Source organism: Couchioplanes azureus, assembly GCF_014648355.1.
Lineage (GTDB): Bacteria > Actinomycetota > Actinomycetes > Mycobacteriales > Micromonosporaceae > Actinoplanes > Actinoplanes azureus.
The window spans coordinates 452,491-474,426 of the sequence record NZ_BMQY01000001.1 but is presented as its reverse complement, the minus strand read 5'-3'; the positions used below and the strand labels follow the sequence as shown (position 1 = coordinate 474,426).

Here is a 21,936-nt window from a genome sequence, read left to right as displayed (position 1 = left end):
TCAGACTCCAAGGTTCTCTCTGCTGGTCAGCACGGCGATGGGATCCGCCGCCATGAGGGTCATCGCCTGCTCGATCCGTCCGGCGTCCAGGACGTTCGCGTGGAAGCTCGCGGACAGGTGTACGGCGCGGCCGGTCTCGGTCACCGCGAAGGTCAGCCCCTGCGGAGCGGCGGGCTGCACGCTGCCGCTCCACACCGGAACGCTCCCGGCTCGCCACGGGAGACGTTCGATCGGCAGGGGCCGCCCCAGATAGGTGAAGGCGAGGTCGGCCCGGGGCCGGACCGGTGCCGTGACGGGAGACCGCAGGGCGCGAGCGCCGAACGCCAGCCCGGCGCCGAGCGCGGTCAGCGGCCGGCCGGCCGCGCCGGCTCTGGCGATCATGTCGGAGATCCGCTCCGCCGGCATCGCGGCGGACATCGTCATCAGCAGACCCACCGAGAAGTTGCCGTGCAGTTCCGGATAGCTCACCGGCAGGTAGCGCCGGACGTCGTAGAGGACCCGGACCTCCGGGCTGACCGGCACCCCGCTGAGGTGGAGGGCTCGCATGATCAGACAGAGGTCGACCGCGGCGCTGGTCGCTCCGGAGGCGCTCGTCTTGCGCCAGCGGCGGACCTCGGTGGCGAGCTCGCCGGGGATCCGGTGGTAGAGCGTGACCCGCCGGGGCGACCAGGGCCGCGTGGCGACCTGCGCCGCGGGTGGCGCGTGCCGGATCGCCCGGGCGGCGGCGAGGACGCGCCTCGGCGAACGGCCGAAGAAGTTGCCGAGGGCGGCGGCGAACGGGGGCATGGCCGGCCGCGGCGGGAAGGCCGCCGGCCGGCCGGTGGCCGCGCTCTCCAGCAGCCGGGAGAGCAGCACGACGAGCGCCCGGCCGTCACCGATGGCGTGCGACATGCGCATGGCCACGTGGTCGTGGCCCACCGAGAAGGCCAGCGGCCAGCCCTGGCGCTCGTCGTGCACCAGGCCGGTCAGGAACCGTCCGTAGTCGAGACCCGGATCGGTGTCCAGGTCGGTGACCATGCCGTCGGCGACGTCGTCCAGCCGCGCCGGCGGCCGGCACCACCGGCGGCCGGCACCGTCGATCGACCAGCCCAGCCGGCTTTCCGGCCAGCGCGCCGCGGTCCGGGCGATGGCCTCGACCAGGGCCTGCCTGGCCGGCGCCCGCAGCGGACCGAGCACGGTGGCCGTGGATGCCGTCGTCCAGGGCCGGTCGAGCCGGCCGATGGGCCGCGTGGCGGTCCGTATCGCAGGGGTCATGGCCAATGCACCAGATTCCGTCGGGGGGTGAACTCGCGGGCGCGGAAGACGATCACCTTGTGGTCGTCGTGCACCACCGTCCACCGGGGATCGCGCCGCATCCGCTTCTCCAGGTTGTCCAGCGCGCGCGGGGGGAGGATGCCGAAGTACCAGTCGTACACGCGCATCTGCTCGCTGATGATCAGGTAGTTGTGGCCGCCGGTCCGGCCGGCGATCAGCTTCATGAACGTCGCGTACGAGGCCTCGGTGTCGAAGTTCGAGCCGACAAGGTTCGCCGAGTAGATCATCGGCGAGTCGTAGTCGCGCTTGAACCGGGCGAACTGGGCGTACCGGCCGTTCACCCGTTCCGGCCACACCGGCGCCGCGACCGTCACGTAGGACGGGAACGGCACATTCGTGAGCAGGTCGTCGGCGAAGTCCACCTGCTGCCGGGTCATCAGGTTCGCCGACCAGCCGCCGAAGTAGCCCTGCGCCGAGGCGCCCACCAGCCAGGCCAGCAGGATCACCACCGCGCCGGCCCGGAAGAGGCGGGCCTGCAGCGCTTCGGTGAGGGGGGTGGCCACCAGCAGCGCGCAACCGAGCAGGGAGTAGAGGAAGACCCGGAAGATCGCCTCGCCGCCGTAGTTCTGACCGCCGAGGATGAGAATCGGGCTGAAGGCCAGGATGCACGGCGCCAGGATGGGCCGGTGCTTGCTGCGCCCGGCGACGGCGCACACGCCCGCGAGCATCAGGTACGACACCGACAGCGACCGCATCACCAGGCTCGTCACCTGCTGACCGAGGACGCCGACGGTCGGGATGTTGGACTTCGCGTTGCTGATCGGATCCGCGGAGAAGAAGAGGAAGTGGCTGGCCATCTCCCAGTTGAGCAGCAGCCAGATCCCGGCGAGGGCCGCCATCGGCAGCAGGATCCACCACGGCCGCAGCCGGCGCGTCACGATCAGCAGACCGGTGGCGAGCATGACCCAGTACGGAGTCAGCTGGTGCGTGACCACGATGGCGGCGAACAGCACGAGGGCGGCACCGACGCTCAGTGGCGACGGCCGGCTGCGGAAGCGACCGGCCACGGCGAAGAAGCCGAGCATCAGGATGAAGGCGACCGCCTGCGGCGCGAAGTAGTCCTGCGCGACCCAGTTCGTGGCCTCCACGAGGAAGGCGGCGGTCACGGCCGGCAGCCGGTCCAGCCCCCACGAGCGGGCGGCGACGATCACGAGGCCGACGATCGCCAGGTGCACGCCCGTGGTGAACCAGTGCGCGACGGCGATCGGCGAGAGCCCGGTGACCTCGCTGAAGTGCGCCGTGACGGCGAACAGGCCGGGCCAGCCGCTGTAGATGTCGACGCCGCGGGCCAGGCTGCCATGGTCCTGGATGTAGTCGGCGACACCGATGTGCTTGTACGTCCACGAGTACGGCGCGACCTCGGTGATAAGCGACGTCGTCAGCCGTTCCACGGCGACCAGTCCGACGGTCACGGTGACCGCGGCGACGGTGTTGCGGAACCGCACCGCGAGCACGAACGCGATCAGCACGGCCAGCAGGGCGGCCGGATAGGTGACCGGGCCCGCCGCGATGAGCCCGTACTGCGAGACCGGCGCATCGCGCAGGCCGGGCAGGGAGACGAGCCACAGGACCAGCGCGGCGGCGAGGGCCACCCAGGGCGCCGCCACCCGTACGGGAGAGATGTGGTGCCGCCCCCGGCGGTGGGGGCGGGGAGCGGGCCGCGGGGGTGCACCGGTGATCGCGGCGGAGCGGGCGACGTAGACGGTGCCGGTCCGGACGAGCGTGTCGGTCACGAGACTCCCTCGGTGCCCGGCATCCGGCGCCGGGCGGCGAGCTGGGCCGTCGAGATGGTCAGGAGGGCGCCGGCCAGCAGCAGCGGACGCGGCTGCCACCACGGGATCGACACGGACGCCGTGACCAGGACGGTCCACACCGCCAGGCCGGTGACGGGGACGACGGCGAGCACGAACGACGCGGGCAGGGGGCGCCGGCTCCAGGCCAGCACCGCCGACCCGGGCCCGCCGAGGATGAACAGCAGCATGAGCGGGGCCCGCAGCGCCGGCGGCAGTGCCGGGACGGCGGCGAGAAGGCCGGAGACGCCGGCGATCCAGGCGACGACGAGGAGCGGGTGGCCGGTCACGAAGTCGAACACCCGTACCGCGCGGGAGTGCCGGGGGCTCATGAGGCACGCCGGTCGGCGTGGGCGAGCGGACGACGGCGGGCACCGTGCAGCCGCGCCCGCAGCAGGGCGAGCGGGCCCCGGAGGACCGCGAGCCGCTCGGCGCGCCCGAGGTCACCGATTCCGGCGAGGTCGAGGTCCCGGTCGCGGGCGACCCGGGTGATCCGGCCGAGGTGCGTCAGCGCGTGCACCGAGCGCCGGGTGATCATCATCGCCGTCCGGGGTTGGAGCGCGAGCTGGGTGATCCACGCGCCGAGGCCCGTGCCGTAGTCGCGGATCTGCCGGCTCAGGCTCGCCAGGTCCGGCCGGTGCCGGTGCCAGATGATGGCGGACGGCTCGTAGACCAGGGTGTGGCCGCTCAGCAGCACCCGGACGAACATGTCGATGTCCTCGCCGCCGCCGGTCGGCGACCCGACGCCGAAGCCCTCGTCGAAGCCGCCGAGCGCGAGGACGGTCTCCCGGCGGATGGCGAAGTTGGCGCCGGTGCCGAACCGGCCCACCTCGAAGGGGAACATCGGCTCGGCCGGCCGCGGACGCCGCAGCGAGAACGACTCCCGGACAGAGTTGCGCGCCCAGGTCACCCGCTTGTCGAAGTACGCCTGGCACGGCGAGGTCAGCTCGACCGAGGGCACCATGCCGGAGACGCAGCTGACGCCGGGCTCGGAGCGGAAGCCGGCGGAGATCCCCGCCAGCCAGCCCGGATCGACGACCACGTCGTCGTCGGTGTACGCGACGACGTCGTGCCGGGCGTGCCGGAGGCCGACGTTGCGGGCGCGCGACAGGCCGGGGACCGGAGCGTCGACGGAGCGGATGCGCGGGTCGCCGAGCTCCGCGACGATCCGGTGCGTGGCGTCGGTGTCCGACCCGTTGTCGACGACCACCACCTCGAAGGTCCCGTAGGCCAGCCGTTGCAGCGACGCCAGGGCGGTGCGGAGGTGGCCGGGGCGGTTCCGGGTGCAGAGCACGACGCTGATGCCGAGGCCGTGGTCCGGCGCCGCGACCGCGGTGGCCGGCAGGGTCGCGATGCGGCGCCGCAGCTCGGCGCCGTCCACGCGGCCCGCCCGCACCGGCAGCTCGACGAAGCCACGAGGTGCCCGGCCGTGCCGGACCAGCAGGCGGGCGCGGCCGAAGCCGGAGGCCCCGGTGAGGGTCAACGTGCCCGTGGTCTCCGCGTCGTCGGAGATCTCACCCACCCAGACGGAGTCGGGCCAGTCGGGTGTCGCCACCGGCAACACCGGTTCGAGCCGGTCGATGTGCGCCGTTCTCATGCGGTCCCCCTGCGAGAAGATCTGGTGTTGCCACGCCGGTACGTCCAGAAGATGTGCAGTGCGGCGCAGGTGGTCATCCACACCTGCGCGATCAGCAGGCCCCCGGCGGCGCCGACGCCTCCGAAGCGACTCGCCAGCAGCCCGACGGACGAATACAGGACAATCACCGTCATCGCGTTCACCCGCAGCAACGGACGAACGGTGCGGCGTGCCCGTTGCAGGGCCGCCCAGATGATGAAGAGCGTGCGGGGCACGGCCGCGGCGGACAGGATGGCGATGATCCGGGCGCCGCCGAGCCCGGCGTACGTCTCGCCGAGCAGCGGCAGGGCGACGGGCGCGATCAGGCTGAGCCCGACGGCGCCCGCGGTGACCAGCAGCGCCGTGCGGGCCAGCACGGCCCTGGCCACGCGGGGAAAGGGCGCGTCGTCGAGCCCGGCGTGGTGGACGACCAGGGACACGCCGAGCGCGGCGGAGACGAAGTCCAGCCCCTGGACGATGGTCAGGCAGAGCGCGAAGATCGCCCCCTCGGCCGGGCCGGCGACGGCGGTCACCACGAACGGCAGCAGCGTCATCGCGCCGATCGTCATGGCGCCCGCGGTCATCAGGCGCCACGCGAGCGCCGTCGCCTCCGCGGCGAGCTCCGGAGCCGGTGCCGTGTCCTCGCCGGCAGCCGCCAGCCGGAAGACACTGGGCGTCATGAGCAGCACCGCGATCAACGCCGGCAGCAGGGTCGCGGTCACCACGGCCGGGCCGAACGCGCTGGACACCGCCAGCACCGGGAGGAAGCCGATCTTGCCTACGCTGACCAGGCCATTCTCGATCGGCAGCCAGCGGGCCCGGCCCATCGCGGTGAGCGCGCAGTCCTGGACGACGAAGTAGCTCCACAACGTGGTCCCGGCGAGGACCAGGAGCACGGTGGTCACCGAGCCGCGCAGGCCGGGCAGGAAGGTGACCGAGGCCAGGCCGGAGACGAGACCGGTCGCCGCCGCGGTCAGGCCGAGCTGCCGGTAGCCGGCCCGCAGAATCTTCAGCCGCGAGGCGCCGGCCCGGGGCAGCAGGCTGACGAAGGCGTCGCCCACGCCGGTGCCGATGACGATGGCGGGCGCGGTGATGGCGGAGAGCAGGGCGGTCTGGATGCCCAGGCCGGCCGGGTGCACGGCGCGGGCGGCGACGAGCCAGAACAGCATGCCGAGGCCGGCCGACAGCGAGGAGGAGCCGGCGAGCGCCATCGCGTCGCCGTACATGCGGCGGTTGCCGGCCCGGGTCTGGGGTGCGACGGCTGCGGCCGCCCGGGGCAGCCGTCCGGCGGCCGTGCCGGTCATGCGGATCCACTCCCGGCGCCGATCCGCGGCCGCGGCGTGCGTGTCCGCCCTGCCGCCTCTGTTCGCGGTGCCGCCTCTGTTCGCGGTGCCGCCTCTGTTCGCGGTGCCGCCTCTGTTCGCGGTGCCGCCTCTGTTCGCGGTGCCGCCTCTGTCCGCCGCGCCGCCCAGGAGGCCCACGCGGCACCCGCGGCGGCGCACGCGATCCCGAGCGCCATGGCGGCGGCGCGGTCGAGGCGGCCCGTCACGACGTTGCGGGCGAGACCGAGCGGGACCGTCCGGGTGAGGTACGTCTGCTCGTCGCCCAGGGCGTCCGGCAGGTCGTCCAGCGCGGCGCGCATCTCGATCTTGCCGACGCCCTCGGCGTAGCACCGGCCGGCGAAGAAGCGCAGGGAGGCGCGGGAGGCCGGGACGTCGTGGTCCACGATGGCCTGGGGCACGTACATCCAGTGACCGCGGCGTTCGGCGGCCATGCGGATGCACAGGTCGGTGTCCTCGGGCCGGCTGACGTCGCCGACCTTGCCGAAGCCGGTCCGGAAGCCGCCCACCGCGCGGAAGACCTCGGCACGGACCGCCATGCTTCCGGCCCAGACGTTGCGGACCCGGGCGGTGGTGGTCGGCATTCCGCGGTAGTGTGCGCCCACCACCCAGCCGAACTCGTCCGGAAACCAGAAGGGCCGGCGGCTGTTCCAGACGGGACGGTAGCGGCCGCCCGTGCCCACCACGCGCGGGTCGTCGAACGGGGCGACGAGACCCGCCAGCCAGGTGGGCGCGGCGGTCTCGTCGTCGTCGAGAAAGGCGATCAGCGGCGTACGGGCCCGCGCGGCGGCGACATTGCGGGTGGCGGACGCCCCGCGGTCGGGGCCGTCGTTGCCGACCACGACGGCCGAGGGGAACTCCGTGCGCAGCACGGCGCCGAGGGCGGCGTTGTGGTCGACCGCCACGACGACGGCCGCCGGGCGGTGGCTCTGCCGCCGGAGGGATTCGATCGCGGCCCGGATGCTCGGCAGGCGCTCCGCGCTGTGGCAGGCCAGCGCCACTGTGACGGCAGCGGGATCAGACATCGCGGAGGCACGTCCGGGGGGTGAGGGGTGAGCGGGGGAGGGTCACCAGGCACCGCCGACGCGGGTGGTGACGGTGGCCGGGTCGGACGGTTCGGCGACGGGCCGCCGGGGCGGGATCGCCGGTTCCCGCCGCATCGCGGGCAGGGACCGGGTGGCCGGACGGGCCGACCGCGGCGCGGCCCGGACGGCCCGCGCCGCCGGCGTCCGGTACTCCTTGGCGATCACCCGCAGCACGCGCAGACCGTCCCGGACGGCGTTGAGGTTCGACGCGCCGGACAGCCGGTCGGATTCGTAGCTGGCGACCTCCCGCACCACGAGGGGTGCCACCGCGGCCCGGATGTTCATCATCGTCTCGACCTCGAAGCCGTCGCCGGTCTGCGGCTCGCGTCCTTCGGGGGTGGGCAGTTCCAGGTGCTTGACCGCGTGCGCCCAGAAGGCGTTGTAGCCGTAGCAGAGGTCGGTGAACGACGCCTTGTAGAGCACGTTCACCAGGCTGTTGAGGGCCGCGTTGCCGGCCCGGCGGATCCGCGTGATGTCGGACGAGCCGCCGCCCAGCGAGAAGCGCGTGCCCTTGACGTAGTCCGCGCCCGCCAGCAGCTCGTCCACGAAGGACACGATCTCGGCGGGGTCCATGGAGCCATCGGCGTCGATCATCACGATGATCTCGCCCCGGGCCGCGGCGAAGCCGCAGGCGAGCGCGTTTCCCTTGCCGGAGCGGGTCTGCTCGACGACGACGATGTCGTCGCGGATGCTGCGGGCGACCTCGACGGTGCCGTCCACGGACGCGCCGTCCACGACGATCACCTCGAAAATGCCGAGGGGAAGACGCTCGAGCACCCAGGGAATGTTTCTGGCCTCGTTCTTCGTCGGAATGACCACGGAAACCCGGGGGCAGTCGGCCGGCAGAACGGTGACGGATGCAGGCGTGGCAGCGTCCCTTGGCTTGGGCATGCGGTTTTCTCCCGGGAATAGGGCGCGAAGCGGGGGGAAGTCAATCGGCGAAGGAAAATGCCGATCGGGCGCCTGATTCGATGTCAGTTTTGCCCGATTCCTTGCTGCTGGAAGCTTCGCGGATCGCCTCGGACCGCGTCAAGGCGCCGCCGGTGGTTTCGGATTATCGCCGGGTGCCGGCGAACATCCGTAGTTTCCGGCGGTCCGATCAGACGACCCTGTTCGGTGACGACGTACAGCTATTCGCGAAAGGATGTCCGGGGCGGTCTCACTTTTGCCGGTGGAATGGCCGAACGGCATTCACGTCCACGCACGAAAAACTGCCCGCGTCCGTGCGGACGCGGGCAGCCGGGGTTCTTCGCCGGTCGGTCAGAAGGGCAAGCCGGTGTTCCAGATCGAGATCGGACCCACCGCCATCTCCCGGGGGAAGGCGGTCGCGGAGGTGTCGACCTCCCCGGAGACGGCCACGTTGAGGATCACGTACTGCGAGCCGGTGAACGGCCACGTCCGGCCGGTCGCGAGCGCGTCCGCGGCCCACAGCGTCATCGTCGGCTTCCGGTCGATGTAGAAGCGCACCGTGTGAGCGTCGAAGTAGACGCCGTACGTGTGGCTCCGGGCGTCGAGGGGCTCGCCGAGATCGGTGCTGCCGCCCGCCTCGCCCCAGCCGTACGGAAAGTCGGCCCTGGGGTTGCCGGCGGCGGCCATGTGCGCCGCCGAGTGGGCCATGGTGGGCCGGCTGCCGACACCCTCGAAGATGTCGAGCTCACCCGAGGCCGGCCAGCCCACCTTGTCGATGTTGGTGCCGAGCAGCCAGAACGCGGGCCACAGGCCGGTGCCGGTGGGTGCGGTGATGGACGCCTCCAGGTAGGAGCCCGGCGCCACGGCGAGCTTGCCCTTGGTCGTGATCCGGGCGCTGGTGAACTTGCGCGTGACGCCGTCCGGGCCGGTGAGCGTCTCGCGGCGCGCCGTGATCCTCAGCTTGCCGGTGCCGTCGAGCCGCACGTTCGACGCCCGCGAGGTGTACGTCTGCGCCTCCCCGTTGCCCCAGCCGTGCCCGCCGATCTCGTAGTTCCAGGTGCGCGCGTCCGGGGCCGTCCCGGCCGCCCCGGCGAACGCGACCACGGTGGACGGCGGCGCCGCCGAGCGGGCCGGGGCGGGCATCGCCGCCGCCCGCACGCTGAGGCCGGTGAGCTGGAAGTCGAACGAGCCGTTGGCGGGCAGGCCGAGATAGAACGCGGTGTCCGCGAAGCCGGGCGCGGTGCAGACGAACGTACGGCTGACGTAGTGCCAACCGGTGTCGGTGAACTTGGTGTACTCCGCGGTGGTCGTCGGCCGGTGCTGGTAGTTCGCGTTGCCCAGCAGCAGCCCGATCGGCCGGCCCGAGCCGGTCAGGTCCCGCACCCATCCGCTCATCGTGTAGGTCCTGCCCACGACGAAGGCGGTCTGCGGGCTCTTCAGTGCGGTGAGGGCGTAGGCCCAGGTGCCCGTGCCGCCCGACCGGCTGATCCGCACGCCGGTCGTGCCCGGGAAGGCGCCCGCGAGGCCGGTCACCCGGTTGATGGTCACGCCGCCCGACTGGGACCGGACGGTCCAGCCGGTCAGGGAGGTGGCCGCCGAGCCGTTGGCGGCGATCTCCACCAGGTCGGCGGTGGTGGCCTGCGCGCTCCTGACCGTCCGGGCCGGCGACGTCGAGGCCGCGACCGCCTGCGTGCCGTCCGGCATGGTGAGCGCCGCGGTCGCGCCGAGGACGAGCAGGTTGGCGAGCGCGGTGAGCCGGGCCGTCCGGGTGGCCGGTGCGCCGAGCGCCGGCGAGGCGGCACGCATGTTTCGGGCCAAGGCTCCTCCAGATGTGCGGGACCGCCTCGGAACGAGGACGTGAGCAACCACAGTGTCGACAGCATCGGGGCCGGACTTAGTCCGCCGCCGCTACCGGCGCCGGGCCGGGTGGTCTCACCGAGGTGACAACGATCAAGTGACCGGTGTGGGATTGCCGCGGAACACGGCGGTCCCACACCGGTCGTGACCGTCAGGGCATGACCTTCAGGGTCCAGTTGTTGATCTTCTGCACCGACACGTCCTCGCCCGTACCGCCGGTGAAGCCCACGAACGCCTTCTTGTAGCCCAGTGCCCGGCGCAGGTCGATCCGCTTCTCCAGGATCTTCATCTCCTGCCCGCCCAGGGCCCGGACCCGCACCTTGAGCGTCTTGCTCGCCGCGAGCCAGGTGATCCGGACCCGCACGGTCTGGCCGAACATCTGGATCGGCGAGGGCGCCACCATCGGCTGCACCTCGTCGGAGGCGCCCCCCGTCACCACGGCGACGTGGTTGTTGTCCACGTCGTTCGGGTTCCGGAAGGTGTCGAGCTCGACGGCGACGCTGTGGGTCATCCCGCCGTACCCGATGCTGCCGCCGTGCCCGCCGATGGCCGTGGGTCCGTCGTTCTGCAGGACGAACGCGACGCCGTCGGCGTGGCCGACCGCCCCGGTCATCGAGACCTCGAACACCGTGTCGAAGGACATCTTGGGGTTGATCTTCACGCGGGACCAGGCCGCGCCGGCCTGGCGCTTGGTGTCGCTGGTCAGGCGGAGCGCGGTGCCGTCGACGGCGGCGCTCCCCGCCATGCGCAGGCCGGGGCCGGAGCCGAAGTCGGTGTAGTGGATGACCTTGTGGCCGGTCGGTGCGGCCGTCGCGGCCGTCGGCGTGGCCGTGCCGGCCAGTGCGGCGGCCAGGGTCACGGCCGCGCACGTCGCCAAGCGTTTTCGCATTGCTTGTTCCCCTCGTACGGTTGAACGGTCGAAACCACCTTGAACCGCACAAAAAGGCGAAACGCCGGGAACGGGTAATCCCTCATACTTTCGGCCGAAAGGTCCTGCCCGTTTAGTTTTGGTCCGGCACCCTGGCCCGCGCCACGCGATCCGGACCCAGCCGGTACGTGGGCATCCGCAGCAGTTCCGGCGGCAGATGATGACGCCCGGTGTCCGACAGGTTCTCCCAGTTGCTCTTGCCCGCCAGGCCGTCGAGCCAGAGGCGGTGTGCGTGTTCGAGGGCCGCGGAGTCGGGGCGTTTCCGGCGCGGGGAGAGGCGCACCGGCGGCGTCACGCGGCGGGGGCGGCCGCGCCACCGGAGCGTCACCCGGCGGGTCCGGGCGAGCGCGGAGCGCGTCGCCCGGCGCGGGTGGCTCGGGTCCGCCGCCGCCGGCGGGCGGGCGCGGCCGTGCCAGTAGACGGCCGCCACCACGATGGCCATCGTGGCGAACGCCGACCAGGCAGTGAAGAGGATTGTCGCCAGGGGGAGGTCCACGACCTCGACGGTAACCACGACGGGGAAGGGCCGCACCGGCGGATTAACCGCTGGGGGTTAGTCACGTCGGGCCGGTTTTCGCAGCCGAACTCCCGAAGTGCACTCCGCGGAGGTAGGTCGTTCGGGGCGCCCAATCGGTCCATTTCCGGCCAGAACTATCCAGATAGGTGGTTACAGGTCGGTTTTCCCGCTATTCGCCCCCACGGATGCGCACAGAATGAGTGGACAAACCAGGCAACGGGGGGCGGAGCCGACGAGATGCGACATGCTCTCACCAGGGACACGATCGACGACGAGAGCGCGGCCGGGAGCAGGGTGCCCCGGACCGCCGTGGCGAGGACGGCATCGACGCAGCCCCTGCTGATGGACCGCACGGCACGGCCGCCGGGCCGGTCGGCGCAGCACACCGACCTGGAGCTGATCTTCCCGGTCGTCAACCGCGAGTGCGACGTGCCGTCCCGGCTGGCGGAAGCCGGCCGCGCCCTGCTCGGCCTCGGTCTCACCGTGTCGATCGCCGTCGTCGACGGCGGATCCAGCGACCGGACCCTCGAGGCCGTCGACGAGGTGGCCGCCGGCTCGCTGATCCCGATCCGGGTGCTCGGCTGCTCCACCCCCGGCTGGGGCGCCGGCGCGCTGCGGGGCGCCCGCACCAGCCGGGCCCGGTGGATCGGCTTCGGCGAGCTCAGCCCGTTCGGGCGCGGCACGGTCGACGCCCTGCGCCGCGCCGCGCATCTGCTGCGCGGCGGCAAGCACATCGTCTGCCTCGCCGCCGAGGGACAGCGGCTCACCGTGATGGACAGGACGGTCGCCGAGCTGCTGTTCGACGACGAGCTGCCCGACGGTCCGGGCTTCGCGCCCGCGCTGCCCGACACACCGCGGCACGCCGGCCTGCGGATGGCCGCGCACGGGCGCACCACCACCGCCGTCTCGGTGGAGAGCACCGTGGTCCTGCCCCGGGTGACGACGTGAGCGGACGGCGCTTCCGCGGCGGGTCCGGCGAGCACGTCGTGTGGCTGAACTTCAAGGACGGTGAGCACCCGCTCGGCGGCGGTGCCGAGGAATACATGCACCAGGTCACCGCGCGGATGGCGGCGGCGGGTCAGCGGGTCACCGTCGTCACGTCCCGGCCGAAGGGCGCGGCACGCACCGCGGAGCCGGGTGGCGTGACCGTACGGCGGATGGGCAACGCCTACACCGTCTACCTGCGGGCGCTGCTCTGGCTGCTGCGCCACCGGCGGAGCATCGACGCGATCGTCGACACCTGCAACGGCATCCCCTTCTTCTCGCCGCTGGCCGTGGGCCGGCGGGTGCCGGTCGTGGTGCTCATCCACCACGTGCACCAGACGATGTTCGCCCAGCACTTCCGCTTCCCGCTGGCCCAGATCGGACGGTGGATCGAGCGGGTCGGCAACCGCCTGGTGTACGGCGAGCGCACCATCGCCGTCGTCTCGCCCTCCTCGCGTACGGAGGTCCGCAGGGTGCTCGGCCTGCGCGGCCCGGTCTTCGTCTCGGCCAACGGGCAGGCGCCGCTGAGCGTGCCGGGAGCCCGCCGGGCCGGGGCGCCGCGCATCGTGTGCGTGGGCCGGCTCGCCCCGCACAAGCGCTGGGACCTGCTCCTGCGCGCGATGCCCCGGGTCGCCGAGCTGATCGGCGACGTCGAGCTGCACCTGATCGGCGACGGGCCGTGCCGCGCCGAGCTGACCGCCCTGGTCGGCGAGCTCGGCCTGCACCGGGTGGTGACGCTGCACGGGCGGGTCGGCGACGCCGAGCGGAACCGCCTGCTGGCCTCCGGCTGGCTGACCGTCTGCACCTCCGAGGTCGAGGGATGGGGACTGGCGGTGACCGAGGCGATGAGCCTGGGCGTACCGGCGGTGGTGCTGGCCTCGCCCGGCCTGCGCGACTCGGTGCGCAACCGCAGCACCGGCTGGGTCGTCGCCCGCCCCGACCACCTGGCCGGGCAGCTCACGTCGGCGCTGATCGAGCTGGAGGACCCGGCCGCGGCCGCCCTGTGGGCCCGCCGCTGCCGGGCCTGGGCCGGCCGGTTCACCTGGGACGCCACGGCCGACCGGGTCACCGCGCTGCTCGCCGCCGAGGACGCCCGGCGGGTCGACGCCGACCGGCGGGCCGTCTGTGACCTCGCCACGGTCGTGGATCTGCCGGTCCGCCTCGCCGCCCGGATCGATTTCACCCGGCTGCGCGGCGTGGACCAGGTCGACTGGGAACCCGGCGACCCGGGTGACCCCGGATCCGGGCGGGTCCGGATCCTGCTGGCCGGCTTCGACGAGAACGACGCGACCGCGCTGCTGCACCGGCTCGGCATCGACACCGACCCGGCCGTCACCTGGGTGTGGCTGGCCCGCCCGGCCGACCTGCTCGGCTGGAAGCGCGCCGCCGGGCCCCGCGCGGGCGACCTGCGGCCGTTCTTCGCAGACCTTTGCGCCGTGCCGGCGCACAGCGGATAGGGGACCACATGACGATCAAGGTCGTATTCCTGGGCGGCAGCAGCACGCTGGGACTCGGTGTGCGGGGGCGCTCCTACGCCGTGCGCTACGCGGAGCGGCTCGGCCCCGACGTGGAGACGTTGCAGCTCTCCCGCTCGGCGCAGACCGTGGCCGACGTGACGCCGGAGACGCTCGAGCGCATCCGCGCCTTCCGGCCCGACGTGGTGATCCTCTCCTTCGGCGCCGCCGAGGGGCACGTGCACCCGAGCCGGTTCCTGCAGGCCCTGCTCGACCGGTTCGCCCCGCAGAGCTGGCGAGGGCCGGCCGGGATGGAACCGCGGCCCTACTTCTCGCGTACGCGTACCAAGAGGGCCCGCCAGGTGCTCGTCTCCGGCACGAAGGTCCTGGTGAAGCGCGCGATCATCGGGCTGACCGGCGGCTACCACCGGCTGCCGTCCGACGTCTTCGAGGCGCGGCTGCGGGAGATCCTCGACGAGCTGGGCCCGGCCACCAAGGTGCTGATGGGGCTGTGGCGGGTGGACGCCCGCAAGTTCCCCCGGTCCAACCCGGTACTGCGGCACAACGACGGTCTGCTGCGGTCCATCGCCGCGGAGCGCGCCGACGTGCGGTTCGTCGACACCGCCGACGCCGTCCGCTACTGGGACGACTTCCTCGACGACCGGGCCCACCTCAACGACGCGGGGCACGACCGGGTCGCCGGCCTGATCCTGCACGCCACCCGCCGGACCCCAGCCGCTGCCACGAGGTAGCAGGAAGTAGCGACGTGACCGCCGTACTGGAACTGGAGGCGCCGCCACGGAAAGGCCCGCGCCGCGCGCGGCCGGCCCCGCGGTGGCTCTTCGCCGGCGTGCTGGCGGTGGCCGCCGCCGCGTACCTGGTCAATCTGCGCGGGGCGCTCGACTTCGACCTCGACGAGGTCATGTACACGATCGCCGGGCAGAACGTGGCCGGGGCGGACTCGGTCTCCTGGGGTGAGCGGCCCACGAGCGTCCACCCGCCGGTGCACTTCCTGCTGGTCGGCGCCTGGACGCTGGTCACCGGGACCGCGCACGGCAGCATCGTGGACGCGCTGTTCGGCGCCCGCTACCTGGGCGCGCTGTGCAGCGTCCTCGTCGTCGCCATGGTCGGGTTGCTCGCCCGCCGGTACACCCGCAACGGGTGGCTGGTGTCGACGGCGATGCTCCTGGCGGTGGGCAACGGTTTCCTGGTGCGCTTCGGGCGTACGGCGCTGATCGAGCCGACGGCGATCCTGGCCGGGCTGGCCGTGGTGCTGCTCGCGCTGCGGCTGCGGCGCTCTCCCGGCCCGGTCTACGCCGGCGTCGTCGGGCTGGTGTCGGGCCTCGCACTGCTGGTCAAGGAGCCACTGATCTTCACCGTGCTGGTGCCGGTGCTCGCCGCCGTGCTGGAGCGCGACCGGGCGTACCTGCGTCGCGCGGCCACGGCGGTGGTGCTCGCGGTGGCCGTCTGGGGAACCTTCCCGCTGTGGGCCGCGCTGGGCGGCGCGGGGGCGTGGTGGTGGTCGGAGCACGACACCAGCCTCCAGCGGATCAGCGGCCTGCTGCAGGTCAGCGGCCTCAACCGGCCCGGGGTCTCGTCCACCGGCGTGTTCGGCGACACCTTCACCACGTACGTGAGCGGCTACCTCACCTTCGGGCTGGGTGCCGCCGGGCTGCTCGTGCTCGCGTACCGGGGCGGGCTGTTCCACCTGCGGCGGTTGCGGGCCCGCGCGGCGAGCCTGGTGGCCTTCGGCGTGCTCAGCTACGGGTTCCTGGCGTACTGCGTGCTGCTCGGGCAGGCCAACGAGCAGCTGACGGCGTACTCGGCCGTACCCGCGGTGCTGCTGAGCGTCCTCGCCTGGGGCGACCGGATGCCGAAGGCGATCGGCGCGGGCGTCGCCGCGATCATGCTGGTCGGCGGGGCCGCCTGGGCGGTGAACGTGGCGCTGGCCCGCGACGACGCCACCACCCGGATGGGTGCCTTCCTCACCGCCGGCTACGCCTGCGCGCCGGTCAACGCGACCGGCAACGCGCTGCGCTGGGCGCCGGTGCTGCCGCGCAACCACGTCGAGTCCTTCCGCGACGGTGGCGCCGCCGTCGAGGCCGGCGTCCGGCTGTTCCTGCTCTCGCCCAAGGACAGCCGGATGCGGTACGGCAACAGCTCACCCGAGCTGGACACGTTCGTGCGCACCTACGGGACGCGCGTCCAGCACTATCCGAGCCGCCGGTACGAGCGCATCGAGCTGTGGTCGGTGCCCGGCGCCCGGCTCGCGGCCCGCGAGTGCGGCAACACCCGGCCTCCCGTCGCGGCGAACGCGTCGGCGCTGCGCTTCCTGGCCCTGCTCGGCGCGGCGGTGGCGGTGATCGGCGCGGCCGCGTACGGATGGCGGTTCGTGGCCCGCCGCCGCGAGTGGGCCCGGGAGTGGGTGCGGCGATGACCGCCGTGCTGGAGAAGCCCCCGGCCCGGCACAGCGCCGGGGCGGGCTGGCTGATGATCGCCACGACCTCCGCGGGCGTGATCAACTACGGGTACGCCCTCGTGCTCACCCACGGCCTCACCCCGGCCGAGTACGCCGCGTTCGCCGCGGGCCAGGCGCTGCTCATGGTCCGCGCGGCCATCTCCGCGGCGGGCATCCCCTGGATTCTCGCGCGCGAGATCGGCAAGGCCCCCGGAGACCTGCGGCGGCACGCGGTCGTCACCACCTTCGCGTTCTGGACCAACCTCGTGATCGGCCTCGCCCTGACCGTGGTCGTCGCCGGCGGCGTCCTGCTCTTCGGCGGGATCCAGGACGCCGTCGTGGTCGCCTGCGCGTCGCTGTGCATGTCCGTCGGCTCGACCGGCATGGGATATCTGCAGGGCGTGGGCCGGATGGACGCGATCGCGGTGCTGTTCACCACCGAGGTGGTGGTGAAGGCCGGGGTCGGCATCGGGCTGGTCTTCTGGACCGATCTCGGCTCCACCGGCGCGCTGGCCGGGTTCGTCGCGGGCAGCCTGGTCCTGCTGCTGCCGGTGCCGCGGTTCCGGCGCCTGCTCGGACCGCCGGTGTGGCGCTCAGGCGAGTCCGCCCTGCTGCGGGCCGCGATCCGGCAGACCCGCATGCAGGCCAACGTCGCGGTCGCCGCCGCGGGGGACACCGTCCTGGTCGCCGCGCTGGGGCTGGGCGGCGCGGGTGGCGGGCCCTACCAGGCGGCGTCCGCGCTGGGGCGGGTGCCGCTGTTCGCCTCGAACGCCGTCTCCACCGCCGTGTTCCCGCAGCTGAGCCGGGACGCCTGCGCCGAGCGCAAGGCCGGGGCGCTGCGCTCGTACCTGCTGGTCGCGTCGCTGATGACCGGGGTGCTGGTCACCCTGCCCGGGGAGATCCGCTCGGCGCTGTTCCCGGACGAGTTCGCGACCATCGGGCAGTGGCTGCCGTACGCGGCGGCGCTGGGCCTGGCGATCGGGGCGGTCAACCTCAGCGTCACGTTCCTGCAGGCCGACGACTCGCGCGGCACCGGGGCGCGGCTCACCCTGGTCACCGCCGGCTACCTCGCGCTGGTCACCGTCGCGGGCGCCGGGTTCGGCGTGGCGGGCCTCGCCGCCGGGGCGGCGGTCGCGGGAGTGCTCGCCGTGGCGGCGCTGGGGCTGCTCGCCCCCGTACGCCCGGGCTGGAAGATCCTGCTTCGCTCCCGCCGGAGCCTGCACGACCTCGCCGGGATCGCGGTGGTCTTCGGCGCGCTCGCCGTCGCGGGCCACCCGCTGCTCTGGACGGCGATCGCCGCCGCGGCCGGGCTGCTCGTGCTGGCCGCCAGTTTCCCCGAGTTCATGCCCCGGAGGCGCTCGTGACGGTACGCATCGGCATCGACGGACGGGTGCTCACCGACCGCTACCACGGGATCGGGCGGGTCACCCATGAGCTGATCCTCGCGATGTCGGCCACGCCCGGCGTGGAGCTCGTCGTCTTCACCGGCGAGGCCGGCGAGGGCGGCGGGGCCGGCGGGAAACCCGCCTGCCGGCGTTTCGACCTGGACCTGCTGGCGATGCTGCCGGGCGTCGAGGTCGTGCCCGTCCCGCTGCGGGCGGTGGACGTGCGGCAGCTCTGGCGCTGGCGGCCGCTGCTGCGCGGCGCGATGGTCGACGTGATGGTCTTCCCCTACCACCTGGGCGCCGCCCCACTGCTCGGCTGCCCGGCCGTCGCGCTGGTGCACGACTGCATCCTGGAGACCGATCCCCGGTTCGCGCCCTCGCCGCAGGTCGGGCTCGCCTACCGGATGATGACCTCGCTGGTCGCCCGTACCGCGACGATCGCCACGGTCAGCCAAGCCTCCGCGCGGGAGGTGGAGCGGTTCTACGGCCGCCGGGTCCATCCCGGACACGTCATCGGCAACGGCGTCGACCAGGGGCTGCGGGACGACCCGGGCGCGGCCCGGCGCCTGGAACGCGAGTTCGGCCTGGAGCCCGGGTACGTGCTGCACGTCGGCGCCCAGCGCCCGCACAAGAACGCCGCGATCCTCGTGGAGGCGATCGCGCGGGTCCCGGACGCACGGCTGGTGCTGGTCGGCTCGGCCGACGAGCGCTTCGCCGACGAGGTCGCTCCGGCGATCGACCGGTACGGGGTGGCCGGCCGCGTCACCCGGCTGCCGTTCGTGCCGGAGGAGCTGCTCGGAACGCTGTACGCGCGGGCGCGGCTGCTCGCGTACCCGTCGCTGGTCGAGGGTTTCGGGCTGCCCGTGCTGGAGGCCATGGTCGCCCGCACGCCGGTGATCGCGAGCGACGTGCCGGTCCTGCGGGAGGTCGGCGGCGCGGCGGCCCTGTACGTGGCGCCCAGACGCGCCGAGGCGTGGGCGGCCGCGATCACCCGGCTGCTCGCCGACGATGATCTGCGCGACGGCCTGGTGGCCGCCGGTGCCGCCCACGCCTCGCACTTCACGTGGGATGCCGCTGCCGCGCGGCTGGTCTCAGCGTGTCATTCCCTGACCGGCGCCTACCTGGCCGACGCGGCGAGGTAGGTCGCGCTGACGATCTCGGTGGCGTTCTGCCGGACGATGTAGAGCGCCGCGAGGTTGGCCTGCTGCGCCTGCGCCATCACGAGCGGCATCTGGTCGGCGCGCATGACGTGGCTGGTCTCCGCCATCGTGCGCAGCCCCTTCGTCCTGGCCAGCCCGGCCAGGTAGGACACCGTGTTGTAGTTCTCGGCCCAGGTGCCGTAGACGACCACGTTCACGTCCCGCAGCGCCGCGACCTGACGGGCCGCGTCGTAGCCGCGCTGCACCTCGCCGTTGATCTCCGGGCTCGAGGTGCCGGCGAGGTTGGTGGCCACGGCCTTCTCGAAGTCACCGGCGCGCATGCCGTACGAGGGGTAGAGCACGGCGGCCTTGCCCCGGTAACCGGCCAGGCGCAGCGCCGTGATCTGCCAGTTCTGGTACTGGGCCAGGGAGTCCAGGTACCACCGCAGGAACTTCGCGGCCTGGCCGCTCGGGCTCGGCTGACCCGGCTTCCAGCTCGGCACCGGGTTCGACCGCTTGGCCTGGGCGTCGAAGGCGTAGTAGAGGTTGCGCAGCTTGCCCGTCGCCGGGTTCACCTTGGACGGGTAGGTCAGCTCGCCCCAGTGCCCGCCGCCGACGCGCACGATCGAGAAGCCGGTGCCGAGGCGGCCGAAGACCTTCTTGAGGTAGCGCTCGGCGAGGTAGCGGTGCCCGATGCCGAAGATCAGGTTGGGCTCGGGCGAGTCGGTGTAGGTCTCGCCGTTCTGGTCGACGAAGCGGGCGCCGCTGCGGTTGAGCAGCCAGGCGGGTGCCTCGTGGACGCCGGTGTTGAACGAGATGGTGTACCCGAGGGACTTCAGCGTGGCGATGCGCTTGGCGATGCCGACGAGGTAGGCCTCGTTGTAGGCGCCCTGGACCGGCTCGGCCTGTGCCCACGACATCTCGACCAGGACGTCGGTGGCCCCGCCGGCGTTGTGCAGCTCGGCCATGTCGGCGTCGGAGTAGTTGCCGATGATGCCGAGCGCCGGCGCGGCGGCGGTGCTCACGACGGCGGTCGCGGTGCGGCTGGCACTGACCTGGGCCTCGGCGGGGGTCGAAGTGAACAGGGCAAGGGCGGCGGCGGCCGCGGCGGCGATCTTCGTCGAGATGAGCTTCACGCCGTGCCTGTCGGCCCGGCGCGAGGGGAGTCCTGGACTCGCAACCGAGCGCTCCGGCGTGGCACCCGAGCTGCAATGGTGCCGGTGGCGGGCGGGTGGCGCAACCACAACGCCCCGGCCGGGCAACCGCGGCGCACCCGTACGGTGCGAAGGGCGGCGTCAGTCGTCGAGGGCCAGCAGGTGGGCGGCGTGGGTCAGGCGCAGCAGCCAGGCGACGGACGGCTGGGCCCGCCGGGCCCGGCAGCCGGCGCCCCGGGAGGTGGCGAGATGGTGGGCGGCGGTCAGCACCCGGGCGCCCGAGGCGTCGCAGAAGGGCACGCCGGCGAGGTCGAGGACGATCTCGTCGACCGGGTCGGCGGTCAGCAGGTCGTACAGACAGGCGTGCAGCGCCGTCGAGACACCCCCGTCGAGGTCGCCGGAGAGGAAGATGGTGAGCAGCCCGCCGCTGTGGCTCCACGTCATCCTGGTGCCGGGGTGAAGGTCTTCGTCGCACTGGTGCGACTGGTCGGCGGCGGTGTCAGGCATCGGCCAGCCACCGGCAGCTCCGCGGCTTGACGGTCGCCCACACCACCTTCCCGGTGCGGGTGGGCAGAGCTCCCCAGGCCGCGGACAGCATGTGCACGAGCTCCAGGCCGAGCCCCGGATCCTGGATCTCCCGCCGGCCCTCGAACCTGCGCATCCGCGGCAGGCGGGGATCACCGTCGCCGACCGCCAGGTGCACGCCGGTCCGCTGCCGGGTGACGGCGACCTCCATCTCGGTGCCGGCGTGCTCCACCGCGTTGACCACCAGCTCGGTGACCACCTGCTGGGCGGCGTGCAGCACGCTGGGCAGCCGCCAGGCCGTGCATCCCTCGGCGACGAGCCCGCGGGCCGCCGCCGCCGCCGAGCGGTCGGGAGCCAGGCGGGCCTTGAGCCGGTCGGTCCGCGGCCGGCGGTAGATCAGCGCCGCCCGGGCCTCCGGCACCGTGGCGTACATCGGCTGGCAGTATCTCGCCCAGCGGCGGCGCAGGATGGCGGCCAGCGGCGCCTGCGTGGGCAGGCACATCACCACCGGCACCGGCGGTTGCATGGCCGCGCCCCAGCGGTGCGCGGTCGGCCACAGCTGGGCGCTGGCGCCGGTCGGATCTCCCACGTCGTGCAGATCCACGATCAAGCCGCTGGGTTGTTCGGCCAGGGACTGGCGCAGAGCGGTGGCGACCGCCAGGTGCAGCTCGTAGTCCCAGCGGCCCCGGACGGTCATCTCGACGATCGAGGAGTCCAGGTCGGCGACCGCCGTCACGGTGCCCTCGCCGGTCGGCGTGAGGTGGCCCAGCAGGAAGGGAAGCTCGTCTTGATCCATCGCAGGCCTCACGATCGGTGCCGGTGCGGTCCACTTCCCCCATAATGACCTAGATCTATGTAAAGCACCACGGCTCGCCACGCTGTGGGACGGCGGCCGGCGGCCCGCCGGGCGGCGAAAACGCATGACTTTTTGCCCGTCGCATCACCCGACCGGACGATTTACGGGAGCGAAACGCGGCATTCGCCCACGGTTCTTTGCACCGGGACAATAATGGCGTCCGGCGGAACAACCTTCTTCCCGCGCCGGAGCCCACATATGAGCGTGCTGCTCATCGCCGAAGATGTCGACGACATCGCGATGATTCTCGTCCGACTTTTTCGGCGGGACGGAATGACGGTACTGCGCGGGGCGGACGGGGCCGAGGCGTTCGATCTGGCCGTCGAGCACCATCCCGATGTGATCCTCACCGATCTGGGCATGCCACGCATGGACGGCTGGGAGCTGATCCGGGCCGTCCGCGGCCACGCCGAGCTGCGGGACACGCCGGTCGCCATCCTGACCGGCCAGCTCCAACCCGGCGACTCCCGGGTGCCGGAGTCCGGGGCCTGCTCGCTGCTGCTGAAACCGTGCCCGAACGACGAACTGCGTTCCGTCATCCAGCGACTCGCCGAGAACGGGCCGCACGGCCACACGTTCTCGGCGGCCGGATGCCTGAGCCACGCGACGACGAGCCTTTGACAATG

The 21,936-nt window shown here is 72.9% G+C and carries 20 protein-coding genes; 7 read left to right on the top strand and 13 right to left on the bottom strand.

Features of this window, described 5'->3' with window-relative positions:
* From IEY99_RS02185 to IEY99_RS02140, 10 genes are all read right to left on the bottom strand, one after another.
* A complete protein-coding gene (locus IEY99_RS02185) occupies nt 1-1,254 on the bottom strand; it encodes a hypothetical protein (protein ID WP_189198963.1) in 1,254 nt (417 codons plus the stop codon).
* Nucleotides 1,251-3,047: a hypothetical protein gene (locus IEY99_RS02180; protein ID WP_189198962.1), complete on the bottom strand. Its 1,797-nt coding sequence runs from the start codon at nt 3,045-3,047 to the stop codon at nt 1,251-1,253. Before IEY99_RS02180 ends, IEY99_RS02185 begins: the two co-directional genes overlap by 4 nt.
* Nucleotides 3,044-3,436 carry a hypothetical protein gene (locus IEY99_RS02175; protein ID WP_189198961.1) on the bottom strand — a complete coding sequence of 131 codons (393 nt, stop codon included), beginning with the start codon at nt 3,434-3,436 and terminating at the stop codon, nt 3,044-3,046. Before IEY99_RS02175 ends, IEY99_RS02180 begins: the two co-directional genes overlap by 4 nt.
* Complete coding sequence (locus IEY99_RS02170; protein WP_189198960.1) at nt 3,433-4,701, bottom strand: glycosyltransferase family 2 protein; 1,269 nt, start codon at nt 4,699-4,701, stop codon at nt 3,433-3,435. The genes IEY99_RS02175 and IEY99_RS02170 overlap by 4 nt, the downstream gene beginning before the upstream one ends.
* Entirely contained in the window at nt 4,698-6,023 is a 1,326-nt protein-coding gene (locus tag IEY99_RS02165) for a lipopolysaccharide biosynthesis protein (protein ID WP_189198959.1), read from the bottom strand. The genes IEY99_RS02170 and IEY99_RS02165 overlap by 4 nt, the downstream gene beginning before the upstream one ends.
* A complete protein-coding gene (locus IEY99_RS02160) occupies nt 6,020-7,084 on the bottom strand; it encodes a glycosyltransferase family 2 protein (RefSeq protein ID WP_189198958.1) in 1,065 nt (354 codons plus the stop codon). The genes IEY99_RS02165 and IEY99_RS02160 overlap by 4 nt, the downstream gene beginning before the upstream one ends.
* Nucleotides 7,085-7,126: 42 nt before the next feature.
* Nucleotides 7,127-7,963 (bottom strand): glycosyltransferase family 2 protein, encoded by an 837-nt coding sequence (locus IEY99_RS02155; RefSeq protein WP_268245098.1) that lies wholly within the window; start codon nt 7,961-7,963, stop codon nt 7,127-7,129.
* Nucleotides 7,964-8,404: 441 nt separating this feature from the next.
* Nucleotides 8,405-9,859 (bottom strand): family 16 glycosylhydrolase, encoded by a 1,455-nt coding sequence (locus tag IEY99_RS02150; RefSeq protein ID WP_189198956.1) that lies wholly within the window; start codon nt 9,857-9,859, stop codon nt 8,405-8,407.
* A gap of 202 nt (nt 9,860-10,061) precedes the next feature.
* On the bottom strand, nt 10,062-10,799 hold the full coding sequence (locus IEY99_RS02145) for an L-type lectin-domain containing protein (protein ID WP_189198955.1): 738 nt from the start codon (nt 10,797-10,799) through the stop codon (nt 10,062-10,064).
* A gap of 112 nt (nt 10,800-10,911) precedes the next feature.
* Nucleotides 10,912-11,334 carry a hypothetical protein gene (locus IEY99_RS02140; RefSeq protein WP_189198954.1) on the bottom strand — a complete coding sequence of 141 codons (423 nt, stop codon included), beginning with the start codon at nt 11,332-11,334 and terminating at the stop codon, nt 10,912-10,914.
* 258 nt (nt 11,335-11,592) lie between these two features.
* On the opposite strand from IEY99_RS02140, the gene IEY99_RS02135 reads away from it, so the two are divergent.
* The 6 genes from IEY99_RS02135 to IEY99_RS02110 are packed head-to-tail and all read left to right on the top strand — an operon-like array spanning nt 11,593 to nt 18,778.
* Nucleotides 11,593-12,303 carry a glycosyltransferase gene (locus IEY99_RS02135; RefSeq protein WP_189198953.1) on the top strand — a complete coding sequence of 237 codons (711 nt, stop codon included), beginning with the start codon at nt 11,593-11,595 and terminating at the stop codon, nt 12,301-12,303.
* Entirely contained in the window at nt 12,300-13,796 is a 1,497-nt protein-coding gene (locus IEY99_RS02130) for a glycosyltransferase family 4 protein (protein WP_189198952.1), read from the top strand. Before IEY99_RS02135 ends, IEY99_RS02130 begins: the two co-directional genes overlap by 4 nt.
* An 8-nt stretch (nt 13,797-13,804) precedes the next feature.
* On the top strand, nt 13,805-14,545 hold the full coding sequence (locus IEY99_RS02125; RefSeq protein ID WP_189198951.1) for an SGNH/GDSL hydrolase family protein: 741 nt from the start codon (nt 13,805-13,807) through the stop codon (nt 14,543-14,545).
* A gap of 14 nt (nt 14,546-14,559) precedes the next feature.
* Nucleotides 14,560-16,230 (top strand): ArnT family glycosyltransferase, encoded by a 1,671-nt coding sequence (locus tag IEY99_RS02120; RefSeq protein WP_189198950.1) that lies wholly within the window; start codon nt 14,560-14,562, stop codon nt 16,228-16,230.
* Nucleotides 16,227-17,615, top strand: coding sequence for an oligosaccharide flippase family protein (locus tag IEY99_RS02115; RefSeq protein WP_189198949.1), 1,389 nt, complete (start codon nt 16,227-16,229; stop codon nt 17,613-17,615). The genes IEY99_RS02120 and IEY99_RS02115 overlap by 4 nt, the downstream gene beginning before the upstream one ends.
* On the top strand, nt 17,612-18,778 hold the full coding sequence (locus IEY99_RS02110) for a glycosyltransferase family 4 protein (protein WP_189198948.1): 1,167 nt from the start codon (nt 17,612-17,614) through the stop codon (nt 18,776-18,778). The genes IEY99_RS02115 and IEY99_RS02110 overlap by 4 nt, the downstream gene beginning before the upstream one ends.
* On the opposite strand, the gene IEY99_RS02105 is transcribed toward IEY99_RS02110, so the two are convergent.
* The 3 genes from IEY99_RS02105 to IEY99_RS02095 all read right to left on the bottom strand — a co-directional run bounded on the left by IEY99_RS02105 (nt 18,754) and on the right by IEY99_RS02095 (nt 21,250).
* Nucleotides 18,754-19,911 (bottom strand): beta-galactosidase, encoded by a 1,158-nt coding sequence (locus IEY99_RS02105; protein ID WP_189198947.1) that lies wholly within the window; start codon nt 19,909-19,911, stop codon nt 18,754-18,756. The two genes, IEY99_RS02110 and IEY99_RS02105, sit on opposite strands and share 25 nt — an antisense overlap.
* 159 nt (nt 19,912-20,070) lie before the next feature.
* Nucleotides 20,071-20,436: an STAS domain-containing protein gene (locus IEY99_RS02100; RefSeq protein WP_189198946.1), complete on the bottom strand. Its 366-nt coding sequence runs from the start codon at nt 20,434-20,436 to the stop codon at nt 20,071-20,073.
* Nucleotides 20,429-21,250 (bottom strand): ATP-binding protein, encoded by an 822-nt coding sequence (locus IEY99_RS02095; RefSeq protein WP_189198945.1) that lies wholly within the window; start codon nt 21,248-21,250, stop codon nt 20,429-20,431. The genes IEY99_RS02100 and IEY99_RS02095 overlap by 8 nt, the downstream gene beginning before the upstream one ends.
* A gap of 258 nt (nt 21,251-21,508) precedes the next feature.
* Here IEY99_RS02095 and IEY99_RS02090 point away from each other — a divergent pair, with 258 nt between their 5' ends.
* The gene (locus tag IEY99_RS02090; protein WP_189198944.1) at nt 21,509-21,931 is read left to right on the top strand and encodes a response regulator; all 423 of its coding nucleotides are present in this window, start codon (nt 21,509-21,511) and stop codon (nt 21,929-21,931) included.
* The last annotated feature ends 5 nt before the right edge of the window (nt 21,932-21,936 follow it).